This window comes from Microbacterium paludicola, assembly GCF_015235415.1.
Lineage (GTDB): Bacteria > Actinomycetota > Actinomycetes > Actinomycetales > Microbacteriaceae > Microbacterium > Microbacterium paludicola.
Genome location: NZ_JADGLL010000038.1, coordinates 1 through 26,957 on the forward strand (window position 1 = coordinate 1; position 26,957 = coordinate 26,957).

22 protein-coding genes are annotated in these 26,957 nt (G+C 70.1%); 8 read left to right on the forward strand and 14 right to left on the reverse strand.

The features are described 5' to 3' along the window. Positions 1–50 precede the first annotated feature (50 nt). From IR155_RS12640 to IR155_RS12655, 4 genes are all read right to left on the reverse strand, one after another. Positions 51–761 carry a response regulator gene (locus IR155_RS12640; protein ID WP_135115186.1) on the reverse strand — a complete coding sequence of 237 codons (711 nt, stop codon included), beginning with the start codon at positions 759–761 and terminating at the stop codon, positions 51–53. After that, a complete protein-coding gene (locus IR155_RS12645; protein WP_135115187.1) occupies positions 749–2,062 on the reverse strand; it encodes a sensor histidine kinase in 1,314 nt (437 codons plus the stop codon). The genes IR155_RS12640 and IR155_RS12645 overlap by 13 nt, the downstream gene beginning before the upstream one ends. Positions 2,063–2,152: 90 nt before the next feature. Further along, positions 2,153–3,049, reverse strand: a complete 897-nt coding sequence (locus tag IR155_RS12650; RefSeq protein ID WP_135115188.1) for a formate/nitrite transporter family protein — start codon at positions 3,047–3,049, stop codon at positions 2,153–2,155. A gap of 116 nt (positions 3,050–3,165) precedes the next feature. After that, a complete protein-coding gene (locus IR155_RS12655; RefSeq protein WP_135115189.1) occupies positions 3,166–3,966 on the reverse strand; it encodes a siderophore-interacting protein in 801 nt (266 codons plus the stop codon). Positions 3,967–4,099: 133 nt separating this feature from the next. On the opposite strand from IR155_RS12655, the gene IR155_RS12660 reads away from it, so the two are divergent. The 3 genes from IR155_RS12660 (at position 4,100) to IR155_RS12670 (ending at position 5,780) form a co-directional block, all read left to right on the forward strand. Beyond that, positions 4,100–4,441, forward strand: a complete 342-nt coding sequence (locus tag IR155_RS12660; RefSeq protein ID WP_135115190.1) for a helix-turn-helix domain-containing protein — start codon at positions 4,100–4,102, stop codon at positions 4,439–4,441. Between the two features lie 78 nt (positions 4,442–4,519). Continuing rightward, on the forward strand, positions 4,520–5,140 hold the full coding sequence (locus tag IR155_RS12665; protein ID WP_135115191.1) for a ClpP family protease: 621 nt from the start codon (positions 4,520–4,522) through the stop codon (positions 5,138–5,140). 37 nt (positions 5,141–5,177) lie between these two features. After that, on the forward strand, positions 5,178–5,780 hold the full coding sequence (locus IR155_RS12670) for a ClpP family protease (protein WP_267899517.1): 603 nt from the start codon (positions 5,178–5,180) through the stop codon (positions 5,778–5,780). 338 nt (positions 5,781–6,118) lie between these two features. Here the strand turns inward: IR155_RS12670 and guaA are convergent, their stop codons facing one another. From guaA to guaB, 7 genes are all read right to left on the reverse strand, one after another. Then, positions 6,119–7,714 carry a glutamine-hydrolyzing GMP synthase gene (guaA, locus tag IR155_RS12675; protein WP_135115192.1) on the reverse strand — a complete coding sequence of 532 codons (1,596 nt, stop codon included), beginning with the start codon at positions 7,712–7,714 and terminating at the stop codon, positions 6,119–6,121. Beyond that, complete coding sequence (locus IR155_RS12680) at positions 7,711–8,190, reverse strand: DUF3817 domain-containing protein (RefSeq protein WP_135115193.1); 480 nt, start codon at positions 8,188–8,190, stop codon at positions 7,711–7,713. The genes guaA and IR155_RS12680 overlap by 4 nt, the downstream gene beginning before the upstream one ends. A gap of 92 nt (positions 8,191–8,282) precedes the next feature. Further along, positions 8,283–13,268 carry a rhamnogalacturonan lyase family protein gene (locus IR155_RS16270; protein WP_135115194.1) on the reverse strand — a complete coding sequence of 1,662 codons (4,986 nt, stop codon included), beginning with the start codon at positions 13,266–13,268 and terminating at the stop codon, positions 8,283–8,285. 146 nt (positions 13,269–13,414) lie between these two features. Then, positions 13,415–14,278, reverse strand: a complete 864-nt coding sequence (locus IR155_RS12690) for an SURF1 family cytochrome oxidase biogenesis protein (protein ID WP_409366560.1) — start codon at positions 14,276–14,278, stop codon at positions 13,415–13,417. A 45-nt stretch (positions 14,279–14,323) separates the two neighbouring features. After that, on the reverse strand, positions 14,324–15,448 hold the full coding sequence (locus IR155_RS12695) for a GuaB3 family IMP dehydrogenase-related protein (protein ID WP_135115195.1): 1,125 nt from the start codon (positions 15,446–15,448) through the stop codon (positions 14,324–14,326). 253 nt (positions 15,449–15,701) lie between these two features. Further along, entirely contained in the window at positions 15,702–15,971 is a 270-nt protein-coding gene (locus IR155_RS12700; protein WP_135115196.1) for a DUF2277 domain-containing protein, read from the reverse strand. Between the two features lie 306 nt (positions 15,972–16,277). Further along, positions 16,278–17,780 carry an IMP dehydrogenase gene (gene guaB / locus IR155_RS12705; protein WP_135115197.1) on the reverse strand — a complete coding sequence of 501 codons (1,503 nt, stop codon included), beginning with the start codon at positions 17,778–17,780 and terminating at the stop codon, positions 16,278–16,280. A 296-nt stretch (positions 17,781–18,076) separates the two neighbouring features. Between guaB and IR155_RS12710 the strand changes: the two genes are divergently transcribed. The 4 genes from IR155_RS12710 to IR155_RS12725 are packed head-to-tail and all read left to right on the forward strand — an operon-like array spanning position 18,077 to position 22,147. Continuing rightward, complete coding sequence (locus IR155_RS12710; RefSeq protein WP_194210336.1) at positions 18,077–19,405, forward strand: branched-chain amino acid ABC transporter permease; 1,329 nt, start codon at positions 18,077–18,079, stop codon at positions 19,403–19,405. A 9-nt stretch (positions 19,406–19,414) separates the two neighbouring features. Continuing rightward, a complete protein-coding gene (locus tag IR155_RS12715; RefSeq protein ID WP_135115198.1) occupies positions 19,415–20,395 on the forward strand; it encodes a branched-chain amino acid ABC transporter permease in 981 nt (326 codons plus the stop codon). A 10-nt stretch (positions 20,396–20,405) separates the two neighbouring features. After that, complete coding sequence (locus tag IR155_RS12720) at positions 20,406–21,380, forward strand: ABC transporter ATP-binding protein (RefSeq protein WP_135115206.1); 975 nt, start codon at positions 20,406–20,408, stop codon at positions 21,378–21,380. After that, positions 21,377–22,147: an ABC transporter ATP-binding protein gene (locus tag IR155_RS12725; RefSeq protein WP_135115199.1), complete on the forward strand. Its 771-nt coding sequence runs from the start codon at positions 21,377–21,379 to the stop codon at positions 22,145–22,147. The genes IR155_RS12720 and IR155_RS12725 overlap by 4 nt, the downstream gene beginning before the upstream one ends. Before the next feature lie 142 nt (positions 22,148–22,289). On the opposite strand, the gene IR155_RS12730 is transcribed toward IR155_RS12725, so the two are convergent. The 3 genes from IR155_RS12730 to groES form a co-directional block, all read right to left on the reverse strand. Beyond that, positions 22,290–23,564 carry an ABC transporter substrate-binding protein gene (locus tag IR155_RS12730; protein ID WP_135115200.1) on the reverse strand — a complete coding sequence of 425 codons (1,275 nt, stop codon included), beginning with the start codon at positions 23,562–23,564 and terminating at the stop codon, positions 22,290–22,292. Positions 23,565–23,788: 224 nt separating this feature from the next. After that, positions 23,789–24,751, reverse strand: coding sequence for an EamA family transporter RarD (gene rarD / locus IR155_RS12735; protein ID WP_135115201.1), 963 nt, complete (start codon positions 24,749–24,751; stop codon positions 23,789–23,791). A gap of 453 nt (positions 24,752–25,204) precedes the next feature. Continuing rightward, positions 25,205–25,501: a co-chaperone GroES gene (groES, locus tag IR155_RS12740; RefSeq protein WP_017203655.1), complete on the reverse strand. Its 297-nt coding sequence runs from the start codon at positions 25,499–25,501 to the stop codon at positions 25,205–25,207. 151 nt (positions 25,502–25,652) lie between these two features. On the opposite strand from groES, the gene IR155_RS12745 reads away from it, so the two are divergent. Beyond that, entirely contained in the window at positions 25,653–26,855 is a 1,203-nt protein-coding gene (locus IR155_RS12745) for a class I SAM-dependent methyltransferase (RefSeq protein WP_135115202.1), read from the forward strand. The last annotated feature ends 102 nt before the right edge of the window (positions 26,856–26,957 follow it).

Sequence of the window (26,957 nt, forward strand, 5' to 3'; positions counted from 1 at the left end):
GTTCTGCGGCGCGGATGTCTGCGCCGGGGGCGGCGGGGTGACCGTGGTGTTCATCGTGCCGTTCCTGTCTGCGGCGATCCGCCGCTGCTCTCGATGTGCGCAAGGGCCGCGAGCACGCGGCGGTTGCCGGATTCGTCGGGCTCGAGGCCCAGCTTCTGGAAGATGGCGGTGATGTTCTTCTCGACGCTTCCCTCGGAGAGGAAGAGCATCCCGGCGATCGCCTGGTTCGACTTCCCCTCGGCGATCAGCGCGAGCACGGTGCGCTCGCGCTCGGTGAGGCGGGACATCCGGTCGTCCTCGTGACGGCGGGTCAGCAGCTGGGCGACCACCTCGGGGTCGAGCACAGTGGCGCCCTGCCCGATCCGCTCGATCGAGTCGAGGAACTCCCCGACGTCCGCCACGCGATCCTTCAGGAGGTAGCCGAGCGCGCCGCCCTGGCCGCGGGAGGCGCCGGCCTGCGGCGCCGCCTGGCTGGCGATCAGCTCGCTCGCGTAGCGCTCCTCGACGTACTGCGAGAGCACCAGCACCGGAAGCTCGGGGCGCCGGGTGCGCAGCTGCACGGCGGCCCGGATCCCCTCGTCGGTGAACGTGGGCGGGAGCCGAACGTCCACGATGCAGAGCTCGGGATCCGTCTCGTCCACCGCCTCCGGCAGACCGGTGGCGTCGGGGAGGGCGGCGACGACGGTGTGACCGCCGTCCTCGAGCAGGCGCACGAGGCCTTCGCGCAGGAGGACCGAGTCCTCGCAGATCAGGATGCGCACGGGACACTCACCTCCAGCGCGGTGGGGCCACCCTGGGGGCTGTCGAGGCGGATGGTGCCGCCCGCTGCGAGCACGCGGTTCGAGATGCCGTCGAGGCCGCCGCCCGGCAGCACCCTGGCGCCGCCGAGGCCGTTGTCCTCGACGCGGGCCCAGAGCGTGCCGTCGTCGCGCCGGCGCACCGTCACCCGGCACTCGCTCGCCCGGGAGTGCTTGGCGGCGTTCGTCAGCGACTCGGCGATCGAGAAGTACACGGCGGCCTCGGCGTCGCGGCTGCAGCGGCCGTCGATGCGGACGTCGAGCCGCACGGGGATGTGGGATCGCCCGGCGAGTGCCGACAGCGCCGCGTCCAGACCCCGGTCATCCAGCACGGAGGCGTGGATGCCGCGGGCGAGCTGACGCAGCTCGGTGATGGCCGCCTTGGTGGAGGTGTGCGCCTCCTCGATCAGGGCGCGTGCGGCGACCGGGTCGTCCTCGAGCTTCTGCTGGGCGAGGCCCAGCGTCATCCCGACGGACACGAGCCTCGGCTGGACGCCGTCGTGGAGGTCGCGCTCGATGCGGGTGCGCTCCACCTCGGAGGCGCGCAGCGCGCCGACCCGCTGCACGTCGGAGACCCGGGCCTGCTCGGCGAGCTGCGCCTCGCGGGTCGGCACGACGATCGCCCGGGCGAGGACCCCGTGAAGCAGCGCGATGCCGATCAGCGCGGCGGCCGAGAGGAGGGCGAGGAGGATCCCCGCCACGGGAGCCCACGCAGCGATCACGTCGATGTCATAGAACGTGGTCACGCCGTCGCGGGCGTACAGCGGCGCGAAGGCGAGGGCGATCGACGAGATCAGCGCGTGGAACAGGCCGAGCGTGATCATGCCCAGGATGACCGCGATCGCGGCGTTGGCGATCGCGCGCCACATCGGAGCGTCGATCAGCTGCTGCCACACCATGCGCAGGAAGCCGCCGAAGCCCGGTCGCGGTGCGCGGCGGGCCCGCAGCGACGGCAGCCCGACGCCGTACAGTCCGTCGATGCGCGCCGTCTCGGTCCATCCGACCGCGTACAGCAGGTAGACGAAGCCGAGCAGGAAGACGAAGCCGATGCCGAACACCGGCAGCAGGCCGATCCCGACGCTCAGCAGGATGCCGGCGATGGTCGCGACGACGGGGCCGATGATGCCGAGGGCCGCGAGCTGCGCGATGGCGCCGGCGAGGCGGGCGGGCGAGGAGTGGTCGGGCAGGCGCCGACGGGCGGCGGGGCCCGGCGACGGAGCGCCCGGGGTGTGAGGGGCCTCAGTGGAGGGGGCCGGAGTGGTCATGAGTCAAAGCTAGGACTCGCGTGCCACCGGCCCCACCGAGGGATCCGGACATCCCCTTTCGGGTTTTCCGTAAAGCCTCAGACCGGCGGATCAGTCGCGGTGCTCGCCCTGCGAAGCGGCGAGAGCCTCGGGGACGCGAGTGGGCGAGGCGGCGAAGCTCTTGCCGTTGGGGCGCGTCAGCACAACCCGCTTCGGAGCGGTGCGCCCGTGGGTGGCGTAGATCATCAGGCCGACGAACGTCAGACCGCCGACGAGGTTGCCGAGGACCGTGGGGATCTCGTTCCAGATCAGGTAGTCCATCAGCGTGAAGTCGGCGCCGAGCAGCAGGCCGGCGGGGAACAGGAACATGTTCACGATGGAGTGCTCGAAGCCCATGTAGAAGAAGAGCATGATAGGCAGCCACATCGCGATGATCTTGCCCGTGACCGAGGTCGAGATCATCGCGGCGACGACGCCCATCGACACCATCCAGTTGCAGAGCATCGCCCGGATGAACAGCGTCAGCATCCCGCCGAAGCCGTGCTCGGCGTAGCCGACCGTGCGGCCGTGGCCGATCTCGCTGATCGCCTGCCCGACGGCGCTCGGCTCGGTGGTGAAGCCGTAGGTGAAGTAGATCGCCATGAGCACGGCGACAGTGAACGCGCCGCCGAAGTTGCCGAGGAACACGAGCCCCCAGTTGCGGCCGATGCCGCCCAGGGTGACGCCGGGGCGGCGGTCGAACAGGGCGAGCGGCGCGAGGGTGAACACACCGGTGAGTAGGTCGTAGCCGAGCAGGTAGAGCAGGACGAAGCCGACCGGGAACAGCAGCGCGCCGATCAGCGGCTGGCCGGTGTTGGTCGACACGGTCACGGCGAACGCGGCGGCGATCGTCAGGGTCGCCCCGCCCATGAACGCGCGGATGAGCGTGTCGCGCGTCGACATCAGGATCTTCGACTCGCCGGCATCGATCATCGCGGTGATCAGTTCGGCGGGCTTCACGTACGACATGGCGACTCCTCGGGGACGGGTGCTCCCAGGCTCCCCCACGCGCGTTTCGTGCACCGCACCGATCTCGTTACAGCGGGTGACGCGTCCCTCACGGCGCCCCGGCGCGCGCAGTGAGGTCAGCCGGCCCGGCCCACGCGCCAGTAGCCCGTGAAGACGATGCGCTGCTTGGGCACGCCGATGCCGACGAGGTGGCGCCGCCCGGCCGCCACGAGGCTCTGCTCTCCCGCGAGGTACGCCGACAGGGAGGCGGGGTCGAGGGGCGCGAAGGCCTCCAGCTCACGCAGCGCGAGCACCCCCGGCTGGGAGTGCGGGTCGGGGCGCGGCAGCCAGCGCACCTCGAAGCCGGCCGGGGCCTCGACGTGCTGGGCGTCGGCGGCATCCGGGATCTCGATCAGCGCGACGCCGGTCGCGTCGCGCGGCAGGTCGCGCAGGATGCCGAGCACGGCCGGCAGCGCCGACTCGTCGCCGACGAGCAGGTGGGAGGCGGCATCGGGCTGCACCTCGAAGCCCCGGCCCTGGTCGAGCAGCACGACCCGCTCCCCCGGCTCGGCGCGCTGCGCCCAGGGCCCTGCGATGCCGCCATCGCCGTGCGCGACGAAGTCGACGTCGAGCTCGCCCACGTCGGGACGATGCGTCCGGACGGTGTAATTGCGGAACAGGGGACGCGTGTGCGCGTTCGCCATCATGTACTTCAGGTAGCCCGCCATCCCGAAGCCCTCGGGCACGGCGTCGAAGTCGGTCGTGCCGTCCTCGCGCGGAAGGAACAGGCGGAACCACTGGTCGAACCCGTGCTGGGGCAGCGCGCGCAGCTCGTCGCCGCGGAACGTCACGCGCGTCATGTGCGGCGTCACGCTCTCGCGGCGCAGCACCTCGGCGCGGTAGAGGCCACGGGTCTTCCGGGCGTCGCTGAAGGCCACGTCTGCTCCTGTCGGGTCGGGAGTTAGGCGACCCTAAGCATATGTCCTCGGTGGCGCGGTCAGTGCGCCGGCGCCCGTTCTGCTCTGGGCGGAACGGGATGCGCCCCGCCGGGCGGATGCCTAGCGTGAGGGCATGGCCGAGCTGCTTCCCCTGCCGTCCGAGCGTCCGTCCTTCGCCGAGCCCGATCCGCTGTGGCGTCACCTCGTCGGCGAGCGGCTGCGGCGAGCGCGCCGCGAGCGCGGCGAGACGCTCGCGGAGGTCGCGCGCCGCGCCGGCATCTCGGTGCAGTACCTCTCCGAGATGGAGCGCGGGCGCAAGGAGGCCTCCAGCGAGATGATCGCGGCGGTGCTCGGGGCCCTGGGCGAGAGCCTGCTCGACCTCACCGCCGGCGTCGCCGACGACCTGCGCCGGTCGGCGCCCGCCTCCGCGCCGTCGCTGTCGGGCGGGCCGCAGGCCCTGGCTCTCGCGGCCTGACGCGGCGCTCTGCCGAGGGCTGATCCGCCCTGGGCCGATTCCCGCCCGCCGGTTGCCCCGCCATCGCACGCTGGGGGCATGGCAGACGAAGCGAAGATCCCCCAGTTCACCGCCGAGGCGAGACGCGAGCTGTATCACCGCCGCGTGCTGATGCTCGACGGCCCGCTCGACGACGACAACGGCACGCTGCTGGCGACGCAGCTGCTCGCCCTCGCCGCCGAGGACCCCGCGACGGACATCGCGCTGTGGATCCACTCTCCCGGCGGATCCGTCCCGTCCATGCTCGCGATCCGCGACATCATGCGGCTGGTGCCGTGCGACGTGTCGACGCTCGCGATCGGGATGGCGGCGAGCGCCGGGCAGTTCCTGCTGTCGGCCGGCACCCCCGGCAAGCGGCGCGCGCTGCCGCACGCGCGCATCCTGCTCCACCAGGGCTCGGCCGGCATCGGCGGCACCGCGGCCGACGTCGAGCTGCAGGCGGACGACCTTCGGCACATGCGCGACACCGTGCTGGGGCTCATCGCCGAGGACACGGGACAGCCGATCGAGCGCGTGTTCGACGACTCGCTTCACGACCACTGGTACACGGCCCGCGAGGCGCTCGAGTACGGATTCATCGACGGCATCGTGAAGGGCTTCGACGAGCTGATGCCGCGTCAGCGCAGCAGGATCGGCCTCGGCGCGGAGGTGGCGGCATGATGTGTCGCGAAGCGACCAGATTGAGCGAGGGAACGAAGTGACCGAGTCGAAATCCAGTTACACGATCCCCAACGTCATTAAGCGGGATGCGCGCGGCGAGCGGATCATGGACGTCTACTCACAGCTGCTGACCGAACGCGTCGTCTACCTCGGCACGGGCATCGACGCGGGCGTCGCGAACGCGCTGATCGCGCAGCTGCTCCACCTCGAGGCGGATGCGCCCGACCGGGAGATCCAGCTCTACATCAACTCGGAGGGCGGCGACCCGCAGGCGGCGCTCGCGATCCACGACACGATGCGCTTCATCCGCCCCGCCGTCGCGACGACCTGCATCGGCCAGGCGGTCGGGGCGAGCGCGGTGCTGCTCGCGGCGGGAGCCGCCGGGCGGCGCGCCATCCTGCCGCACGCGCGGGTCGTGCTGCACCAGCCGGGCGCGCAGAGCCGGGGCGCGATCCCCGATCTGATCCTTCACGCCGACGAGCTTGTGCGCGTGCGGGGCGACCTCGAGGGGATCCTCGCGATCCACACCGGCCGTTCCCGCGAGCAGCTGCGCCACGACACCGACCGCGACCGGGTCTTCACCGCCCAGGCGGCCGTGGAGTACGGCCTGGCGGACCGGGTGGTCGCCGACCGCGGCTGATCACCCCCTCGGTCGTTGAGCGAGGAGCGCAGCCTCCCCCGGTCGTTGAGCGAGGAGCGCATCCTCCCCCGGTCGTTGAGCGAGGAGCGCATCCCCCTCGGTCGTTGAGCGAGGAGCGCAGCGACGAGTCGAAACGGCCCGAACCACCGGCGGGCTGGAGCCCACGCGAGGAGATTCGGCGAAACGAGGAGGATCGGAGCCGAATCCTCCTCTGCCCGCCGGATCTCCTCCCGCCGGGCGCCGAAGAGCCCCCACAACGCGAAAGGCCGCCCCGAAGGGCGGCCTTTCAGCGGGGATCACTCCCACTCGATATCCTCGCCGTGCGAGTCGAGCGGGGATCACTCCCACTCGATCGTCCCCGGCGGCTTGGACGTGACGTCCAGCACAACGCGGTTGATCTCGCGGACCTCGTTGGTGATCCGGTTCGAGATCTTCGACAGCACGTCGTAGGGAAGACGCGTCCAGTCGGCGGTCATGGCGTCCTCGCTCGAGACGGGACGCAGCACGACGGGGTGGCCGTAGGTGCGGCCGTCGCCCTGCACGCCGACCGAGCGCACGTCGGCAAGCAGCACGACCGGGCACTGCCAGATCTCGCCGTCGAGGCCGGCCTTGGTCAGCTCCTCGCGCGCGATCGCATCCGCCTCGCGCAGGATGTCGAGGCGCTCGCGGGTGACCTCGCCGATGATCCGGATGCCGAGTCCCGGGCCGGGGAACGGCTGGCGTCCGACGATCGCCTCGGGGATGCCGAGCTCGCGGCCGATCGCGCGGACCTCGTCCTTGAACAGCGTGCGCAGGGGCTCAACGAGCTCGAAGTCGAGGTCCTCCGGAAGGCCGCCGACGTTGTGGTGGCTCTTGATGTTCGCGGTGCCGGCGCCGCCACCTGACTCGACGACGTCGGGGTAGAGCGTTCCCTGCACGAGGAACTTGATCGGCTCGCCCTCGGCCTTCGCCTCGGCGATCAGGTCCTTCTGCACCTTCTCGAAGGCGCGGATGAACTCGCGGCCGATGATCTTGCGCTTCTCCTCGGGGTCGGTGACGCCCGCGAGGTGGCCGAGGAACACGTCCTCGGCCTCGACCGTGATCAGGCGCACGCCCGTGGACTCGACGTAGTCCTTCTCGACCTGCTCGCGCTCGCCCTTGCGCAGCAGCCCGTGGTCGACGAACACGGCGGTGAGCTGGTCGCCGACGGCCTTGTGCACGAGCGCGGTCGACACGGCGGAGTCGACGCCACCCGACAGGGCCGAGATGACGCGGGCGGATCCGATCTGCTGACGGATGCGCTCGACCTGCTCGGCGATGACGTTGCCGGCGTTCCAGTCGGCGGGAAGGCCCACGGCCTTGTGCAGGAAGTTCTCGATGACCTTCTGGCCGTAGTCGCTGTGCTTGACCTCGGGGTGCCACTGCACGCCGTAGAAGCACTTCTCCGCGTTGCCGAACGCCGCGACCGGCGTGGCTGCGGTCGACGCGAGCACCTGGAAGCCCTCGGGGGCCTTCGCGACCTGGTCACCGTGGCTCATCCACACGTTCTGGTCGGCCGGCTGACCGCCGAGCAGCACACCGCCGTCGCCGACGAGCGCCGCGTCGGTCGCGCCGTACTCGCGGAGGCCGGTGTTGGCGACCTCGCCGCCGAGCGCCTGGGCCATCACCTGGAAGCCGTAGCAGATGCCGAGGGTCGGGACGCCGAGCTCGAACACCTTCGGATCGAGCGAGGGAGCGCCCGGCTCGTACACCGACGACGGGCCGCCCGACAGGATGATCGCCACCGGGTCGTGCGCGGCGATCTCCTCCGCCGTGGCGGTGTGCGGGATCAGCTCGCTGAACACGCCGGCCTCGCGCACGCGGCGCGCGATCAGCTGCGCGTACTGGGCGCCGAAGTCGACGACAAGCACCGGCCGCTGGGCGGTGTCGTGAGAGACATCTGCAGCTTCGGTCACGAAGCGACCTCCTGGGCCTTCGCGGCCCTCTTCTCGGCGGCCGCGGTCTCGCGCTCGGCCAGATAGCGCTTCACGTCGCGAGCGACGTAGAACTCCATGAAGAAGGAGAGGAACGGGATGACGCCGCCTCCGGCGAGCAGGATGAAGCGCAGGAACGGCCAGCGCATCAGGCTCCACACGCGGAAGCACGCGAACAGGTACACGACGTAGAACCAGCCGTGCACGATCAGGATGCCGAGCGACAGGTTGACGCCGTCGCCGGTCGAGACGAGCTCATCGCCCTGCGGCACGACCTCGCGGAACGCGAACAGGCCGTGCGAGTCGAGGAAGAACAGCTCGACCGCCAGGGGCGTGTACTTCAGGACCATCTCGGCGCACAGCAGCAGGAGGCCGACGCCGGTGATCACCGAGCAGATCTGGTAGAACCGCAGCGCGCCCCGGATCTGCGGGAACGTGGCGAGCTTCGGCTGCGGCATGAGGTCAAGTCTATCGGCGGCGACTGTGCGTCCGATCCGCGCCCGGACACGGCACGGACCCCGGGATCGCTCCGGGGTCCGTGCTCGCCCGCTCACTTCACGGTGACGGTGATCTCCTTCGTCTCGGTCTCGCCGGCGCCGTTCGCGAGCACCGCCGTGTACCGGTATTCGCCGGATGCGCGACCGCTGATCTCCGTCGACGCGGTCTGCGCCTGCGGGGTCGCGGCGGACAGCTCCTGCTCGTCGATCAGCTCGCCGTTCTCGTACAGGCGGTACGAGGTGGCGTTGGTCCCCCACCAGAGGTTCGCCGTGACGGTGTAGGCACCGTCGCGGTCGTGGTTGTCGTGGGACAGCACGGCCTTCGCGGGGTTCGCATCGGTCACCTTCACTGTGACGGGCTTGCACGGCGTCGTGCCGTGCTGGTTCACGAGCTCGCACGTGTACTCATACGTGCCGTTCGTGCGCCCCGTCACCTCGAACGAGAACCGCTGCGCCGTGGGCGTGGCGTCCTCGAGGAACGCCTCGGTCACCAGCTCGCCGTTCTCGTAGAGCCGGATGGTGTGGGCGTTCTGCCCGTGCCAGAGGTCCATCGTGACGGTGTAGTCGCCGCCGCGGAGCCCGTGCTCCCATCCGCTCGTGCTCGACAGCACTCCCTTCGCGGGAACGGCGGTCGCCGGTCCCGGTGCGACCTCGGGCGCCGGCGCGTCCGACGTGTACGCGAGGCGCGGCGCCGCCGGGGTCGCCATCCCCTCGCCGAGGTAGTAGCTCGTGTGCGGCGGCTGGTTGTACGCGGCCGCCTGCCACGCGACCGAGAGGCGGTACTGCGAGTCCGACAGCAGCGTGCGCAGGCGGTGCTCCGTGACGTCGGTCGTCGTGAAGATCCGCAGCGCGGACGAGTCGGTCGTGCGGTACACGAGCTCCTCGCGCCAGTCGCCGAGCAGGTCCGCCTGCAGCGCGGGGTTCCCCTTGGTGTCGTTGTTCGTGACGACACCCTCGGGCTCGAACACCGGCACCTCGGCCCCGTTCTCGTAGTCCCACTTCGACACGACGGGCGCGCCCGTGCGGGTCGCGGTGTCGAAGCGGTGGTCCACGATCTCGCTCAGCAGATCGCCGTCCCACTGCGCCACGAAGTTCGCGGCCGGGATGGACGTGGAGATCTCCTCACCGGAGACGTTCCGCATCGTGCCCTCGCGAGAGTCCCACGCGGCCGTGCCGCCGATGTTCCATCCCTCAGCGCCGTCGTAGCGCGGATCGATGTCGGCCATCGCGCCCCGGCCCGTGTCCCGTTCGGCGGGAACGCCCCACAGCACCTCGCCGGTCGCGGCGTCACGGTACGTGGCTCCGCGGTTGCCCGAAGCACCCATGTCCTCGTGCACCGCGTAGACCTCGAGGCCGGGGCGCGACGGATCGAAGTCGCTCACGTGGAGGGCATCCCCGTGACCGAGCCCGGTCGCATACAGGCCCGTGCCGTCGTCGTCGATCGTGGCCGATCCGAACACGATCTCGTCCTTGCCGTCGGCGTCGACATCCGCCGCGGTCAGGTTGTGGTTGCCCTGCCCGGCGTAGCCGCCGTTGCCCTTCTGCGACGAGTCGAACACCCACCGCTGCGTGAGGTTCTCACCGTCGAAGTCGAACGCGGCGACCACCGCGCGGGTGTAGTAGCCCCGCGAGAAGATCACGCTGGGATGCTCGCCGTCGAGATAGGCGACGCCGGCGAGGAAGCGATCGACGCGGTTGCCGTAGGTGTCGCCCCACGCGCCGACGTCGCCGCGGCCGGGGACGTAGTCGATCGTGTCGACCGCGCGGCCCGTGGTCCCCTCGAACACCGTGAGGTACTCGGGCCCGGTCAGGATGTAGCCCGACGAGTTGCGCCAGTCCTTGCCGGCATCGCCGATCACCGCGCCGGTGCCGTCCTTCGTGCCGTCCGCGGTCTTCACGACGAGCTCCGCGCGGCCGTCCGAGTCCAGGTCGTAGACCATCGGCTGCGAGTAGTGCGCGCCGGCCCGGATGTTGACTCCCAGGTCGATGCGCCACAGCTTCGTTCCGTCGAGCTCGTACGCGTCGAGGTACACGTTGCCGGTGTAGCCCGCGCTGGAGTTGTCCTTCGAGTTGGTCGGATCCCACTTGACGACGTACTCGAGCTGCCCGTCGCCGTCCAGGTCGGCGACGGAGACGTCGTTGGCGCGGTACGAGTAGGGCTGGCCGTCCTTCGTGTATCCATCGGCAGGCTTGTCGAGCGGGATGTCGAGCGACTGGTCGCCCCACGGCGTGAACTCCTCGGTCGCCCAGATCGGTGCGCCGTCGAGCATGACGGCGACGCGATACGTCGAGTCGGCCGTCCCCTCGGCGTCGACGTAGTTCGTCGATCCGGTGACCGGCTCCTCCGTGATGCGCGCGCCGTCGCGATAGACGTGGAACTGCGCATCCTGCGGGTCGTCGCCGAGCAGGCGCCACCCGAGGTACACGCCGCCGTCCTGCGCGACCGCCACAGGGGCCCGGTCGAGGCGCTCGGCGGCTCGGTCGAGCGTCGTGACCGCGGGGGTCGTGACGGTCGCGGATGCATCGGAGGCGCCGCCGGCGTTCACCGCCTGCACGCGGTAGGTGTATGCGACGGTCGTGAGGACGTCCTCGTCGACGTAGGCGGCCTCGTCCGCGCGGCCGATGACGTGGAAGTCGCCGTTCTTGTCGGCGCGGCTGACGAGGTAGAACAGGGCTCCGTCGGTCGCGTCCCAGGTGAGGGCGACCGAGTTCTTCTGCACGTCCCCGTATGCGAGCCCCGTCGGGGCGGCCGGCGGGGCGACATCCGGATCGATGATGGCGGCCTCGACCCCCACCGACGGGACCGACTCGGCGCCGCGCGCCGTGACGGTCGTGACCGCATACGTGACGGTCGAGCCCGGCTGCGCGGTGTCGTCGACGAACGAGGTGCCCTCGGTCTCGCCGACGAGCACCGTGCCCTCCGGGGCGGTGCGGTACACCCGGTAGGCCGCGGCCTCGGGGGATGCGTCCCACGACAGCGACGCCCGCGCCGTTGCCCCGTCGAAGGCGAGGTCGTCGAGTCGGATCTCGGCGGGCGCGACGAGGATGGGCGTGAGCGTCAGGCCGTTCAGGTGGCCGGTCGCCCCGGTGATCGCCGTGTTCAGCTGACCGTCCGCGACCGTGATGCCGTCGAACGCCTGCGTGCGGGTGCCGCGGCTCACCGAGATGCCGCCGTAGTCGCGGCCCTCGATCTCGACGTTGGTGCGCACGGTGCCGAGGAGGTCGCCGACCGTCGCGGTCGCCGAGTAGGTGCCGTTCGGCACGTCGACGGCGAACTCGTAGCGCCCGTTGAAGTAGGCGACGAAGTCGCGCGCGACCGCGTCACCGGCGGACGCCCCGCGGTCGCGATCGATCATGCCGGTCGGGTCGACGATGCCGTAGCCGCGCTCGGCCGAGTAGACGGTGCCGCGGTTGACCTCGGTGTACCCGGCTCCGACGGGCGCACCGGCGGGCTGGAAGTCGTAGCGGTACGCCGCGGAGCGCGTCGTCGCCGACACGGTGTCGCTGGCGGGCCCTTCGCCGAGGCCGTTCACCGCGGTGACCCGGAAGTCGTAGGCGCCGCCCTCGGCGAGCGATCCGATCGACTTCTGGGGCACGGTCGAGGTCGCCGCGAGCGCGAACTCACCCGCGCCGACGGGGCTCCGGTAGATGCGGTAGATGTCGGCGCCCGCCGCGGCGTCCCACGAGAGCGAGATCGAGGAGCTCGACGTCTCGGTGACGGCGAGACCCGTCACCGCCTCGGGCAGCGCGTCGGGCACTGTCACCTCGACGGCCTCGGAGATCGGCAGGCCGAGCTCGGCGACGTCGAGCGCCACCAGCCGCGCCATCTGGATCGCGCCGTACTCCTGGAAGTGCGTGTTGTCCTGCACGCCCGTGGGCCGGTTCGGGTACACGCCAGGCTCGGCGTGGAGGAAGACCGACTCGGCCGCCTCGGCGCCGATCTCGTTCAGGTACGCGCGGCTCGATGCCGACAGGTCGACGAGGTGGACGTCGAGTTCGGTCGCGACGGCCTTCATCGCCGCGACGTACTCGGGGAAGCTCTCGTTGAACTCGCCCGTCGTCGGGTTCACGTCGAGGCGGTTGACGGGTGTGACAAGGATGGGCGTGCCGCCGCGCTGGCGCGCACCCTCGACGACGATGCGCAGGTAGCCCTGGAACTGCTCGGGCGTGGTGTAGCGCTCGGGCACCGACACGGTCGCGTCGTTGTGCCCGAACTGCGCGAACACGTAGTCGCCGGGCCGCACGGAGCGCAGCACGGTGTCGAGCCGACCCTCGGTCACGAACGTGCGCGACGACCGTCCGCCGATCGCGTGGTTGTCGACCGCGACCGCGTCGGTGAGGAACTGGTCGAGCATCTGGCCCCAGCCGGCCTGCGGCTCCCAGTAAGGGTCGTAGGTCTGCACGGTCGAGTCGCCGGTGAGGTAGGCGGTCGGCGTCGGCGCCGCTTCGCGCGCGGGCTGCGGCGTGATGACGATCGCATTGATGTTCGCGGCCGCGCCGCTGAAATCGAACGACAGCTGCCCGTCGACGAGGGCGATGTCGTAGTTCATCTCGAGGAACTGGCCCGCGGCGCGGGACGTGGTCTGCACCTTGCCCATCTGCTCGCTCGCGATGGCGATCTCGGTGGCGGCGCCGGTGTCGCCCGCGACGATCGAGACCGTGTAGTCGACGTTCGCGAGGTCGACGACGAAGCTCGCGCCGCCGGCCGTCACGAAGTCGCCCCTGAGGGGGTCGCCGCCGCGGTCGGTCTCGGTGACCGTGCCACCGGGGGCGAAGCCGAATCCGCTCTCGGGCGAGTAGGCCGACCCGGCCGTCACGGGCGTGTACCCGGACGCGACCGCGCCGGGCCCGAAGTCGAACCGCACGGGCTGCCCCGCGGCGACCGTCTCGGCGGGCGTGGCTGTCGCCGCGGCGGTCGCGGGTGTCGCGACGATGCAGCCGAGCGCCACGGCGATCGACGCTCCCAGCGCGGCGGCGCGCAGAGGGGTCCGTCTTGCGGGAGTGCCGGCGGGCACGCCGGCGGATTGGTTCCTGCCCATCACATCAGCTCCGATCGAGGGGGACGTGCGTCATCGCACCGCGCGCGGAAAGCGCTTGCCGGTCAAGCTAGCGACGCAGGAGGAGCCCCGTCAAGAGCGGATATGAAACGTTTCGGCAGCGAGGCAGGGGAAGCGAGCGCCCGGCCTCACTCCTCGTCGGGGTCGACGCCCTCGATCTCCTCGACCTCGCGCTGCCAGGCGTCCTTCGCGAGCCGGTACCAGAGGTAGAAGGCGAAGCCCGCGAACACCGCCCACTCGACGGCGTAGAAGATGTTGAGCCAGTTGATCGGGCTCGCCAGCTCCGGGGCGGGCGACGAGATCGGATCAAGCCCCGCGTCGGCAAGCGCGCCGGTCGGATCCGTCGAGGTCAGATACGGACGGTAGACGTCGATCGCGGCGAGCGGGGATCCGTCCGGCTCATGCCAGCGGCTCAGCAGGGCGGCCGGCGACATCCGAGTCTGCTCGAGCGGATCCGCGCCCGCGGGCGGCAGGGCGGGGCCCTCGTCCGAGATGACACGCCCCGTGAGCGGCACCGGATCGGCATCCGCCGCGGACTCGTTCAGGATGGCGACCGCGGCGTCGGCGGCATCGCGCTCGCGCGCCCAGCCCACCGCGACGGCGATCGCGGTCGGGTTCTCGGCCTCGACGCGGAGCTGGCCCGTGACCCAGAAACCTTCGACGTCGTCGTTGAACCGCGACGAGACGACGATGAAATCACCCGGAACCCAGGTTCCGGCGACCTCGACGCGCTGGCCGACGAGCGGCTCCTCGAGGTACTCGCCCGGCTCGACGACCTCTTCGAGCGGCCGGACCTCCTCGGTCGCGCCCTCGGGAACCGGATCCGTGTCGATCGCGCTGGCGAGCTGCCACTGGCCGAGCCATGCGAACACGCCGGCAACCGCGAGCGCGAATAGCAGCAGCAGCAGCCACCGCGGCCGCAGCAGGACCTCCCGCAGCGTCGGCGGGAAGACAAGCTCGTCGGGCGCCGGGGACTGTGCCGGATCGCTCACGTCGTTCGCCTCCGCAGCGTCCGCGGGATGCGCCCGCCGGTGGGGTCAGCGGTGGTCATACGGAGCGACGACGACCTCGACCCGCTGGAACTCCTTCAGGTCGGAGTACCCGGTCGTGGCCATCGACTTGCGCAGCGCGCCGATCAGGTTCGCGGTGCCGTCCGCCTGCGCGGCGGGGCCGTACAGGATCTCCTCGAGCGTGCCGACCTGCGGCACGCGCACCCGGCGACCGCGCGGCAGCTTGGCATGGTGCGCCTCGGGGCCCCAGTGGAAGCCGTTGCCGGGGGCATCCGTCGCACGCGCGAGAGCGACGCCGAGCATGACCGCGTCGGCGCCCATCGCGAGCGCCTTGACCAGGTCGCCCGAGGTGCCGACGCCGCCGTCGGCGATCACGTGGACGTAGCGCCCGCCCGACTCGTCGAGGTAGTCGCGGCGCGCGCCGGCGACATCCGCCACCGCGCTCGCCATCGGAGCGTGGATGCCGAGCGTCGCGCGCGTCGTGGACGCGGCTCCGCCGCCGAAGCCGACGAGCACGCCCGCCGCCCCCGTGCGCATCAGGTGGAGCGCGGCGGTGTACGTCGACGCACCGCCGACGATGACCGGCACATCCAGGTCGTAGATGAACTTCTTGAGGTTCAGCGGCTCGGCGACGCTCGAGACGTGCTCGGCCGAGACCGTGGTGCCGCGGATCACGAAGAGATCGACGCCGGCCGCGACGACGGTCTGGTAGAGCTCCTGGGTGCGCTGCGGCGTGAGCGAACCGGCGACGGTGACACCCGCCGCGCGGATCTCGTTGATGCGTGCGGTGACGAGCTCGGGCTTGATCGGCTCGGAGTACAGCTGCTGCATGCGGCTCGTCGCGACCTCGTCGGGAAGCGAGGCGATCTCGGCGAGCAGCGGCTCGGGATCCTCGTAGCGCGTCCAGAGGCCCTCGAGGTCGAGCACGCCGAGCCCGCCGAGCTGCCCCAGCATGATCGCGGTGCGGGGGCTGACGACCGAGTCCATCGGCGCGCCGATGACCGGGATGTCGAAGTGGAAGGCGTCGATCGACCAGTCGGTCGTGACGTCCTCGGGGTTGCGGGTGCGTCGCGAGGGCACCACCGCGATGTCGTCGAACGCGTATGCCCGTCGTCCGCGCTTGCCGCGGCCCAGCTCGATCTCGGTCGTCACCGCTCTAGCCTATCGGGCGCGCCTTCGGCCGCCTCCCCCGTCCGTGACCCATCGGTTGCTGAGCGAGCGGATGCGAGCCGAAGCGACCGGCGCCGAATCCGTGCGGCAGTGCGAGCCCGTCATCTCGACTCGCTCCGCTCGCTCGATAACCGATCTGGCCTCACCCACCGATGGAGCGTCAGCGACAGCGTCCGCAGACGCGAGCGGCATCCGCGCAGCGGGTGCCCGAGCGGATGCGGGAGGCGTGAGAAAACTAAGCAGCGTAGCGACCGGCGGCGCGCGCCTTCGCCTTCTCGGCCTCGACCTCGCGGTTCTTTGGCGGCGCGGTGGTGACGAGCGCGTCGAGCAGGTGCTGCGTGATGTGCGCGACCTCGTGCACGGCCTCGTCGAAGGCCGCCTGGTTCACCTTTGAGGGCTTGGTCGTGCCCGCGATCTTGCGCACATACTGCAGTGCCGCGGCATGCACCTCGTCCGAAGTCGCCGCGGGCTCGAAGTTGTGAAGGGTGTGGATGTTCCGGCACATGCCGGTCACGCTAGTCCGCCCCACCCGCCGCCTCCAGAGGAGATCCGGCCTCCAGAGGAGGAATCAGCAGAATCCGTCCTCCCCACCCCGAATCTCCTCACCCCGACGCATGCCGCGACGGCACTACAGGTGTCCCCCATGTGCGAGCGCGCCCCGCGCGCGAGCGTGCGGGCGCTCATGCGCCCGCCACCTCACGCCCCCCGATGGAGCGAAGCGACAGCGTCCGCAGCCGCGAGTGGCGCCGCGAAGCGGTGCCCGAGCGGATGCGGCCGGCGTGAGAGAAAAGAAAGCCGAGCTAACGGAGCGTCAGCGACGATAGTTCGGCGCCTCGACCACGATCTGCACGTCGTGCGGGTGCGACTCCTTGAGCCCGGCCGAGGTGATGCGCACGAACTTGCCGCGGGCCTTCAGCTCCTCGATCGAGCGCGCGCCGACGTAGAACATCGACTGGCGCAGGCCGCCGACGAGCTGGTGCACGACGGCGGACAGCGGGCCGCGGTAGGGAACCTGTCCCTCGATGCCCTCGGGGATCAGCTTGTCGTCGTTCGGCACATCCGCCTGGAAGTAGCGGTCCTTCGAGTACGAGGTCTGCTTGCCGCGGGTCTGCATCGCACCGAGCGAGCCCATGCCGCGGTACAGCTTGAACTGCTTGCCGCCCTGGAAGACGACGTCGCCGGGCGATTCCTCGGTGCCGGCGAGCAGCGATCCGAGCATGACGGTGTCGGCGCCCGCGACGAGAGCCTTGGCGATGTCGCCGGAGTACTGCAGGCCGCCGTCGGCGATGACCGGCACACCGGCCGGACGGGCGGCGAGCGAGGCCTCGTAGATCGCCGTGACCTGGGGGACGCCCACGCCCGCGACCACGCGGGTGGTGCAGATCGAGCCCGGGCCGACGCCCACCTTGACCGCGTCCACGCCCGCGTCGATCAGCGCCTGCGCGCCCTCGCGGGTGGCGACGTTGCCGCCGATGACGTCGATGTGCGCGAAGCTCGGGTCAGCCTTGAGGCGCTTGACGATGTCGATCACGCCCTGCGACTGTCCGTTGGCCGTGTCGACGACGATGACGTCGACGCCCTTGTCGCGCAGCGCCTCGGCACGCTCCCACGCGTCGCCGAAGAAGCCGATCGCGGCACCGACGCGGAGGCGGCCCTGCGAGTCCTTCGTCGCGTTGGGGTACTTCTCGCTCTTGTCGAAGTCCTTGATGGTGATGAGGCCCGCGAGCTTGCCTTCGTCGTCGATGAGCGGCAGCTTCTCGACGCGGTGCTTCGCGAAGAGCGCGACGACCTCCTCGGACGAGATGCCCACGTGGCCTGTGACCAGACCCTCGGCCGTCATGACGTCCTTGGCGAGCGTTGTTGTGCGCTCGAAGTCGGAGACGAACCGCATGTCGCGGTTGGTGACGATGCCGACGAGGCGGTTCTCCTCGTCGACGACCGGCAGACCCGAGATCCGGTACTTGCGGCAGAGCGCGTCGACCTCCTCGATCGTCGCGTCCGGGTGCGTCGTGATCGGGTCGGTGATCATCCCCGACTCGCTGCGCTTCACGCGGTCGACCGCGCTCGCCTGATCCTGGATCGACAGATTGCGATGCAGGATGCCGATGCCGCCCTGGCGGGCCATCGCGATCGCGAGGCGGGCCTCGGTGACGGTGTCCATGGCGCTCGAAAGCAGCGGAGCGGCGACGCGGATGTTGCGCGTCAGCCGCGAGGACGTGTCGGCCTCGCTCGGGATCACGTCCGTATGACCGGGCAGAAGCAGCACGTCGTCGTAGGTGAGTCCGACGAAGCCGAAAGGATCGTAGTCAGTCATGGCGTTCTCCCGCTTGGAGCGATTTGGGATCGCAGCGATCTTTGTGAGCTCGTTTCGCGGGAGGGGCAGGGTGTGCCATCCTCCCCCGTATACGGATTCTAAGGCTCCGCGGCCTGGAGATATTCCGGATGCAGATCGCTCGAGGGTGAGCGGACTGCGATAGGCAGAATGCTCACGTCGACGGTCCGGGACGTGCCGGAAACGAACGCGACACATTAGGGTCTTACCTTTGAACGACCCGTTCATGCACCTCGGTGCGGCGCAACCCCACCCGCCGCCCGCGGACCGGAGGATCAATGAACCCCAGAATCGCCTACCCGAGGCGTATCCGATCCGGCGTGATCGTCGCTCTTGCGACCTTCCTCGCCGCGCTCTTCGCCTCGCTGCTGCTGCCCACGGCGGCGCACGCGGCCGAGGGCGACCCCTTCACCGTGAGCGGCAACGTGCAGCTCGACGGGGATCCGCTCGAGGGCGTCTCCCTGACGATCGACGGTCCCGGCGGCGCGCAGGAGGTCGAGACGAACGAGGAGGGACGCTGGTCCGTGAAGGTGCCCGAGAAGGGCGTCGAGTACACGGTCACGCTCCACGAGGACACCCTTCCCGAGGGCATCGCCGTCATCGAGGACGCGGACGAGGACGGTGCCGCCAACGTCACCACGGCGGAGATGGGCGCGGGCGGTCGCCTGGCGGTCAACTTCTTCATCGGCGAGGGCGAGCGCAACGTCACGAGCTTCTTCGACCAGTTCCTGCAGCGGCTCTTCATCGGCCTGAACTTCGGACTGATGCTCGGCCTCGCGGCCGTGGGCCTGTCGCTCGTGTTTGGCACGACCGGCATCTCGAACTTCGCACACGCCGAGATGGTGACCTTCGGGGCGATCGCCGCCCTGTTCCTGGTCGGCCCGGCGAGCCTCGCCCTGCCCGTCTGGGTCGGGATTCCGGCGGCGATCATCCTGAGCGCCCTGCTCGGCCTCGCCCTGGATGCGGCGATCTGGCGACCGCTGCGGCGCAAGGGCGTCGGCGCGGTGCAGCTGATGATCCTCTCGATCGGCCTCTCGCTCGCGCTGCGGTACGTCTTCCAGTACTCCATCGGCGGCGGGACGCAGCAGCTGCCGCCCATGGTGCCGACCGTGTCGATCCCGCTGTTCGGCGCGGTGTCGACCACGCTCAACGACCTCGTCTCGATGGGCATCTCGCTCGTCGTCATCATCGGCTTCGCGATCTGGCTGACGAAGAGCCGCCTCGGCAAGGCGACCCGCGCGATCTCCGACAACCCGTCGCTTGCCGCCGCGAGCGGTATCGACGTCGACCATGTCGTGCGCGTCGTCTGGATCATCTCCGGCGCGCTCGCCGGCCTCGCAGGCATCCTGTACGCCTACTACCGCCCGGGCATCCGGTGGGACATGGGCGCGCAGGTGCTGCTGCTCGTCTTCGCCGCGGTGACGCTCGGCGGTCTCGGCACCGCCTTCGGCGCTCTCGTCGGCGCGATCGTCATCGGCCTCCTCGTCGAGGTGTCGAGCCTCTGGATCCCCGCCGACCTGCGATATGCAGGCGCGCTCGTGGTCCTGATCATCATCCTTCTGGTCCGGCCGCAGGGCATCCTCGGCCGCCGCGAGCGAATCGGATAAGGGCCGCTCATGAACTGGTCTCAGATCTTCGACAACACACTGTCCTCGATCCTCAGCCCCGCGACGATGGCCTACGCCCTCGCCGCACTCGGCCTGGCGGTGCACTTCGGCTTCGGCGGCCTGCTGAACATGGGCGTGGCGGGATTCATGGCCCTGGGCGCCTATGGCTACGCGATCTCGATTCTGACGTTCGGCTTCCCGTGGTGGCTCGCCGCGCTCGTCGGCCTCGTCGCCGCGGCGATCTTCGCGCTGATCCTCGGCATCCCGACGCTGCGGCTGCGCGGCGACTACCTCGCCATCGCGACCATCGCGGCCGCCGAGGTGCTGCGGCTCTTCTTCCTCACGACCGCGTTCGATTCCGTGACCGGATCCGCCGACGGCCTGGCCGGCTACCACGCCAGCTTCCGCGAGATGAACCCCATCCCGGAGGGCACCTACGGCTTCGGCCCGTGGACCTATAACGAGACGCAGTGGTGGGTGCGCATCATGGGCCTGCTGACGCTCGCGTTCGCCGCCCTCGTCGTCTGGATGCTCACGCGCAGCCCCTGGGGCCGCGTGATGAAGGGCATCCGTGAGGACGAGGACGCGATCCGCTCACTGGGCAAGAACGTCTTCTCCTACAAGATGCAGTCGCTCGTGCTGGGCGGCGTGATCATGGCCGCCGGCGGCATCGTCTACGCGCTGCCGTCCGCCGTGAACCCCGGCGTCTACGTCACGTCGCTGACGTTCTTCGTCTGGACCGCTCTGCTGCTCGGCGGCGCCGCGACGGTCTTCGGCCCGCTGCTCGGCTCGCTGATCTTCTGGCTCGTGCAGACCTTCCTCACCAACCTCCTGCCGGCGCTCGCCAAGGCAGGCATCCTCCCCTTCATGACCGACAGCCAGGCGGGAACACTGCACTACATCCTGGTCGGCGTCGCGCTCATGCTGCTCGTCGTCTTCATGCCGCAGGGCATCCTCGGCGACAAGAAGGAGCTGACCTTTGTCCGATGACCGCAACCCCATGACAGCGCCCGTGCAGCGGCCGAAGACGACCGGTCTGCACGAGGGCGAGGCCACTCCGGGCGTGAAGAAGGTCGACCCGATCATCGTGGCCGACAACGTCACCCGCACGTTCGGCGGCCTCACAGCCGTGGACGTCGAGCACCTCGAGATCCCGCGCAACGCCATCACGGCCCTCATCGGCCCGAACGGCGCGGGCAAGACCACTCTGTTCAACCTGCTGACGGGCTTCGACAAGCCCAACACCGGCACGTGGTCCTACGACGGCAAGGACCTCGCCCACGTCCCCGCGCACAAGGTCGCCCGCCTGGGCCTCGTCCGCACGTTCCAGCTCACCAAGGCCCTCGGCCGCCTCAGCGTCATGGACAACATGAAGCTCGGCCGCCCCGGCCAGGTCGGCGAGCGCTTCTGGCAGGGCCTGATCCCCGCCCTGTGGCGGAAGCAGGATCAGGAGATCGAGGCGCAGGCCGACGAGCTGCTCGCGAAGTTCAAGCTCGATGCGAAGCGCGAGGACCTCGCAGCAGGACTGTCGGGCGGCCAGAAGAAGCTGCTCGAGATGGCGCGGGCCCTGATGTCGAACCCAACGCTCGTCATGCTCGACGAGCCGATGGCCGGCGTCAACCCGGCCCTCACGCAGTCGCTGCTCGATCACATCCTGGATCTCAAGGAGGAGGGCATGACCGTGCTCTTCGTCGAGCACGATATGCACATGGTGCGCCACATCGCCGACTGGGTCGTGGTGATGGCGGAGGGCAAGGTCGTCGCCGAGGGCGCGCCTGACGAGGTCATGAAGAACCCCGCGGTGATCGACGCCTACCTGGGCGCTCACCAGGAGCTCGACCTCGGCGTCGTGACGGGTCGTATCGCGGTCATCGATGCCGATCCCACCACCGACGCCGCGGCCTCGGCCGCCGTCGATCTCGCGGTCATCGAGGCCGAGGCGTCCGCCGAGCTCGGCAAGGAGGAGAGCAAGTGAGCGAGCAGACCGCAACAGCGCCCCAGGGCGCCGAGACGCAGGGCGATCCCGTGGTCTTCGTCGATGACGTGCACGCGGGCTACCTGCCGGGAGTGAACATCCTGAACGGTGCGACCCTCACCGCCCACAGGGGCGAGCTGATCGGGATCATCGGCCCGAACGGCGCCGGCAAATCGACGCTGCTGAAGGCGATCTTCGGCCAGGTGAAGATCCGCGGCGGGCGCATCACGCTCGGCGGCGAGGACATCACCGGGCTCAAGGCCGACAAGCTCGTCGCCAAGGGCGTCGGTTTCATCCCCCAGACGAACAACGTCTTCCCCTCGCTCACCATCGAGGAGAACCTGCAGATGGGCACCTTCCAGAAGCCGAAGCTGTTCGCCGAGCGGGTCGACTTCGTGATGGGCATCTTCCCCGACCTCGCCAAGGGCGGCGGCCTGAAGAAGCGCGCGGGCGGCCTCTCGGGCGGTGAGCGCCAGATGGTGGCGATGGGACGAGCACTGATGATGGACCCGAAGGTCCTGCTGCTCGACGAGCCGTCCGCGGGCCTCTCGCCGGTGCGTCAGGATGAGGCGTTCCTGCGGGTCTCGGAGATCAACAAAGCGGGCGTGACCTGCATCATGGTCGAGCAGAACGCTCGCCGCTGCCTGCAGATCTGCGACCGCGGCTATGTGCTCGACCAGGGCCGCGATGCCTACACCGGAACAGGTCGAGAGCTGCTGAAGGACCCGAAGGTCACCGAGCTCTACCTCGGCACGCTCGGCGCCTGACCCGCACTGCGAGAGCCCCGGCCCATCAGGGCCGGGGCTCTCGCGTTGCCGTCGTCGGCTCGCGCGTGCGCAGGCGGCCTCGTGCGGAAAGCGGGAAGCGCCCCGCCTCCCGAGGGAGGCGGGGCGCTTCGCGGGTGAGGGGTCAGCCCTCGTACGGCACGTACTTGTTGTCGGCGCCGTACTCGTAGATGTTGATCATGCCCTCGGTCGGGTCGCCGACCTCGTCGAACGTGACCGGGCTCGAGGCACCGTCGTAGTCGGCGACACCGCCGCCGAGGATGATGTCGGCGCAGTCGGCGAACGACGTGCACTTCTCACCCTCGCCCGAACCGCCCGAGACCTCGACCAGCTTCTCGGCGATGTCGGCCGGCTCGGTCGACTGCGCTGCCAGCGACGCGAGCGCGATCAGGTTGACCGCGTCGAACGACTCCGGCGCGTAGGTGTAGTCGGACAGCGCCTCGGTGCCCGACTCCTCGACGAAGGCGTTCAGGCCGTCGACGAACTCCTGCACCTGGTCCGGCGTGGGGCCGGGGTAGGTGCCCTTGGCTCCTTCGAGCAGACCGGCGGGGAAGTCCTTGTCGTAGGCGGCCATGTTGCCGTCGACGAGGAAGAGGTTCTCGGCGTCGAAGCCCTTCTCGATGAGGCTCGGCAGGATCGTCTTCGCCTCGTCGAACGAGATCACGGTGATGGCGTCGGGGTCCTCGGCCAGCACAGCGGCGATCTGCGAGTCGAACGACGTGTCGCCCGGGTTGAAGGTCTCGCTGGCGACGACCTCGCCGCCGGCTCCCTCGAACGCCTCGGTGATGTACTTCGCCAGGCCGGTGCCATAGGCGTCGTTCAGCACGATGAGTCCGAGCGTCTGGTGGCCCAGCTCGCCGAGGAAGTTGCCGTGCACCTCACCCTGCAGCACGTCGGAAGGCGCGGTGCGGAAGTAGAGACCGTTGTCGTCGTACGTGGTGAACGCGTCCGACGTGTTGGCGGGGGAGAACTGGATGACCCCCGCGCCGACGACCTGGTCGATGAACTGCAGCGAGACGCCCGACGAGGCCGCGCCGATGATGGCCGCGGGGTCCTCGCTGAGCAGGCGCGGGATCTCCGACTCGTACTTCTTGTTGTCGAGGTCACCCGAGTCACCGTGGACGACATCGAGCTCCAGGCCCGTCTCCTCGGTGTACTCGTTGATGAGCGACTGCGCGTAGTTCACGCCCTGGATCTCGGGCGGGCCGAGGAACGCGAGCGAACCGGTGACGGGCAGCGCGGTGGCGATCTTCAGCGAGAGATCGCCGCCGGGCTCAGCCGGGCCCGCCGAGGGGTCCTCGGTGGCTGTGCCGCCGCCGCCGGTGGCGCAGCCCGCAAGGGTCAGAGCTGCGGCACCCGTGAGGGCAAGGGCGCCGATCAGCTTCCGGGATCGAACCATGGTGGTTCCGTCCTTTCGTCAGGACCCGCGGATGAGGGACTGGTGACTGCACGCCCAGGGAGCGTTCAGACGGCCGCGGGTAATGGACGGAATCTACCTCCGATTTGTTTCCGCAGTGTTTTACACAGCCCATCTGAGCAGACTGTGATGTCTTTCGGGATCAAATCGTTACCAGAGTTGTCACCTTGCGGTGCAACCTGACTTCCGGCGGTCGATCCGGCGCCTCAGAGCCCTCCGTCGATCACCACCGGCGCCGTCCGAGGGCGCCTGCTGTGGCGGATCTGATCGATCGTCAGCAGGATGCACGCGACCCAGACCATCGCGAAGCCGATCCAGCGGGATGCGGGCATCGGCTCGTGGAGGATGGCGACGCCGACGATGAACTGCAGGATGGGGCCCGCGAACTGCAGCATCCCCATGGTGGCGAGCGGCACGCGGCTCGATCCGGCGGCGAACAGCAGCAGCGGAATCGCGGTGACGGCTCCCGCCGACAGCAGCAGGATCGTGTGCCACGTTCCCGCGGTGCCGAGCGTGATCCCGGTGGTCGCGGCGATGATCCCGAGCTGCGCGATCGCGATCGGCGCCAGCCACAGGGTCTCCAGGGCGAGGCCGCTGATCGCGTCGACCGTGCCGCCGACCTGCTTCTTCACGAGGCCGTAGACGCCGAAGGAGGCGGTCAGCGCGAGCGCGTACCAGGGCACGCGACCGTAGGCGACGATGATCAGGATGACCGCGACGGCCGCGACGCCGATCGCCGTCCACTGCAGGACGCGGACCTTCTCGTGCAGCACCAGCACCGCCAGCAGCACGGTGGTGATCGGGTTGATGAAGTAGCCGAGGCTCGCCTCGAGCACCTGATCGCTCTGCGTCGCGATGACGAAGACCTGCCAGTTGACGTAGATGAGCACGCCGGCGAGCCCCATCAGCAATGCCAGCCGCGGGCGCCGCAGCACCGCGACGAAGCGCGCCCAGCCGCGGGTGACGGTCAGCAGCAGCGCGCAGAACACGAGCGACAGCACAACGCGCCAGGCGACGACCTCCCACGAGCCCGTGGGGGCGAGCGCCACGAAGTACAGCGGCAGGATGCCCCAGAGCACGTACGCGCCGAGCGAGTACAGGGTGCCGGCGGTCTCTCCGTCGCCCTTTGCGCGGACGGGTGCGGGAAGAACGGGAGTTGCGCGGCTCACCGAGTCAGCCTATGTCCCACATCGGACACGCGGCCGCGGCGTCACCGCCATCCTTCGCACGTTGACTGCCATCCGCACCCCGCGCGGAGCGGCGCGGAGCTGCAGGCACAAGGCGCCCACCAGAGCACCCCATGTGGGAGCGAAGCGACCGCGCCGCGGATGCGGCCAACCAGGGCGCCCCGGATGAAGCGAAGCGACAGCCCATCGATCGCGAGCGCCGGCGCGGAGCGTCGGCGGGAGCGATCGATCCTGATCACCGCCCGCTGTGCCCCTTTGGGAGCGAAGTGAGCGTGCCGCGGACGCGGCCAACCAGCGCGCCCGGATGGAGCGAAGCGACAGCCCATCGATCGCGAGTCCCGACGCGAAGCGTCGGGCGAGTGATCGATCAGCGCGCGGCATAAGAAAGAGGCCCGGATCCGAAGATCCGGGCCTCTCGAAGAACTGCGGTGCGTCTCAGCGGACCACGACGGCGAGGACGTCGCGCGCCGAGAGAACGAGGAACTCGTCGGCGCCGAACTTCACCTCGGTGCCGCCGTACTTGCTGTAGAGCACGCGGTCGCCGACCGCGACGTCGAGCGGAACGCGGTTGCCGTTGTCGTCGATGCGACCCGGGCCCACCGCGACGACCTCACCCTCCTGGGGCTTCTCCTTCGCGGTATCGGGGATGACGAGACCACTCGCGGTGGTCTGCTCGGCCTCGACCTGCTTGATGACGATGCGGTCCTCGAGCGGCTTGATGGAAACCGACACGGTGTACCTCTTCTTTCCTGTGCTTCGTACGGGAAGACTGTTTCGCACTCTCCCCCGGAGAGTGCTAACTGCAAGTGTAGGAGGCTCGCTGGCACTCATGCAACGCGAGTGCCAGCACTGGGTCGCGCGGCGGCGCGCCTACGCTGGACGGATGGATTCCGCTGAGCTCGATGCGCTGCTGACCCGGGAGGGGCTCGCGCTGCTCGAGTCGCTCGGCGCCACGGAATCGGCCGACGACGTCGCCCGCACCGTGTCGCGTCTTCGCGCCGCCGGGCACTCCCCCGAGCTGGTGTCCGCGGTGGTCGGGCAGGCCCGCCTGCGTGAGCGCGCGGTCGCGAAGTTCGGCGAGTTCGCGTCGCGCATGCTGTTCACCCGCGCGGGCCTCGAGCAGGCGACGCGGATGAGCGTGTCCGCCCATCATGCGCATCGGATGCGGGGGGCGGGGATCGGCCGGGTCGCCGACCTCGGATGCGGCATCGGCGGCGATTCGCTCGCGTTCGCCGCGGTGGGCCTTGGCGTGCTCGCCGTCGACGCGGATCCCGTCACTGCCGCCCTCGCCGCGTACAACCTGGCGCCGTTCGGCGCCGATGTCGCCGTGCGGTCGGCGCTCGCGCAGGATGTCGACCTCGCCGACGTGGACGCCGTCTGGCTCGATCCGGCCCGCCGCACCGCCGGACACGGCGAGACCGCGCGCGTCGCGGCATCCGACTACTCCCCTCCGCTCGACTGGGTGTTCGACCTGGCCGCGCGCATGCCGGCGGGTGTGAAACTCGGGCCCGGCCACGACCGCGAGGCGCTGCCCGCGGGCGACGGCGTCGAGACCCAGTGGATCAGCGTGGACGGCTCGACCGTCGAGCTCGTCGTGTGGACCGGATCGCTCGCGCGACCGGGCGTGGGAAGGTCGGCGCTTGTGCTGCGCGGCGAGACCGCGCACGAGCTCACCGCGTCGGCGGACACCCCGGATGAGGACGTCCGCGAGCTGTCGGCGTTCGTCCACGAGCCGGAGGGCGCGATCATCCGGGCGCGGCTCGTCGGCGACGTCGCCCGCGCGCTGGAGGCGGGACCGATCGCGCCCGGGATCGCCTACCTCACGGGGGATGCGCCGGCCACGAGCCCGTTCGTGTCGTCGTTCCGCGTGCGCGAGACGCTGCCCGCCGATCCGAAGCCGCTGGCGAAGGCCCTGCGTGCCCGCGGCATCGGCACGCTCGAGATCAAGAAGCGCGGCGTCGACATCGACCCGGCCGCCCTGCGCAAGCGCCTCGCGCTGAAGGGCCCGGAATCCGCCACGCTGCTGCTCACCCGGGTCGGCGGCAAGCGCCTGGCGATCCTCGCGGACCGCGTCCCCCGGGGCTGATCCCGCCCACCCTCGCTCGTTGAGCGACGAGCACAGCCCACCCCTCGCTCGTTGAGCGACGAGCGCAGCGAGGAGTCGAAACGCGCCAAACCCGCCCCAGGC

Bases quoted from the DNA above. Each gene is read 5' to 3' on its own strand.
- IR155_RS12700 (WP_135115196.1), bottom strand. From the start codon at position 15,971: ATGTGCCGGAACATCCACACCCTTCACAACTTCGAGCCCGCGGCGACT.
- IR155_RS12665 (WP_135115191.1), top strand. From the start codon at position 4,520: ATGGCAGACGAAGCGAAGATCCCCCAGTTCACCGCCGAGGCGAGACGC.
- IR155_RS12660 (WP_135115190.1), top strand. From the start codon at position 4,100: ATGGCCGAGCTGCTTCCCCTGCCGTCCGAGCGTCCGTCCTTCGCCGAG.
- IR155_RS12730 (WP_135115200.1), bottom strand. From the start codon at position 23,564: ATGGTTCGATCCCGGAAGCTGATCGGCGCCCTTGCCCTCACGGGTGCC.
- guaB (WP_135115197.1), bottom strand. From the start codon at position 17,780: ATGACTGACTACGATCCTTTCGGCTTCGTCGGACTCACCTACGACGAC.
- IR155_RS12710 (WP_194210336.1), top strand. From the start codon at position 18,077: ATGAACCCCAGAATCGCCTACCCGAGGCGTATCCGATCCGGCGTGATC.
- IR155_RS12650 (WP_135115188.1), bottom strand. From the start codon at position 3,049: ATGTCGTACGTGAAGCCCGCCGAACTGATCACCGCGATGATCGATGCC.
- IR155_RS12715 (WP_135115198.1), top strand. From the start codon at position 19,415: ATGAACTGGTCTCAGATCTTCGACAACACACTGTCCTCGATCCTCAGC.
- IR155_RS12745 (WP_135115202.1), top strand. From the start codon at position 25,653: ATGGATTCCGCTGAGCTCGATGCGCTGCTGACCCGGGAGGGGCTCGCG.
- IR155_RS12645 (WP_135115187.1), bottom strand. From the start codon at position 2,062: ATGACCACTCCGGCCCCCTCCACTGAGGCCCCTCACACCCCGGGCGCT.
- IR155_RS16270 (WP_135115194.1), bottom strand. From the start codon at position 13,268: ATGGGCAGGAACCAATCCGCCGGCGTGCCCGCCGGCACTCCCGCAAGA.
- IR155_RS12680 (WP_135115193.1), bottom strand. From the start codon at position 8,190: ATGCCGCAGCCGAAGCTCGCCACGTTCCCGCAGATCCGGGGCGCGCTG.
- IR155_RS12720 (WP_135115206.1), top strand. From the start codon at position 20,406: ATGACAGCGCCCGTGCAGCGGCCGAAGACGACCGGTCTGCACGAGGGC.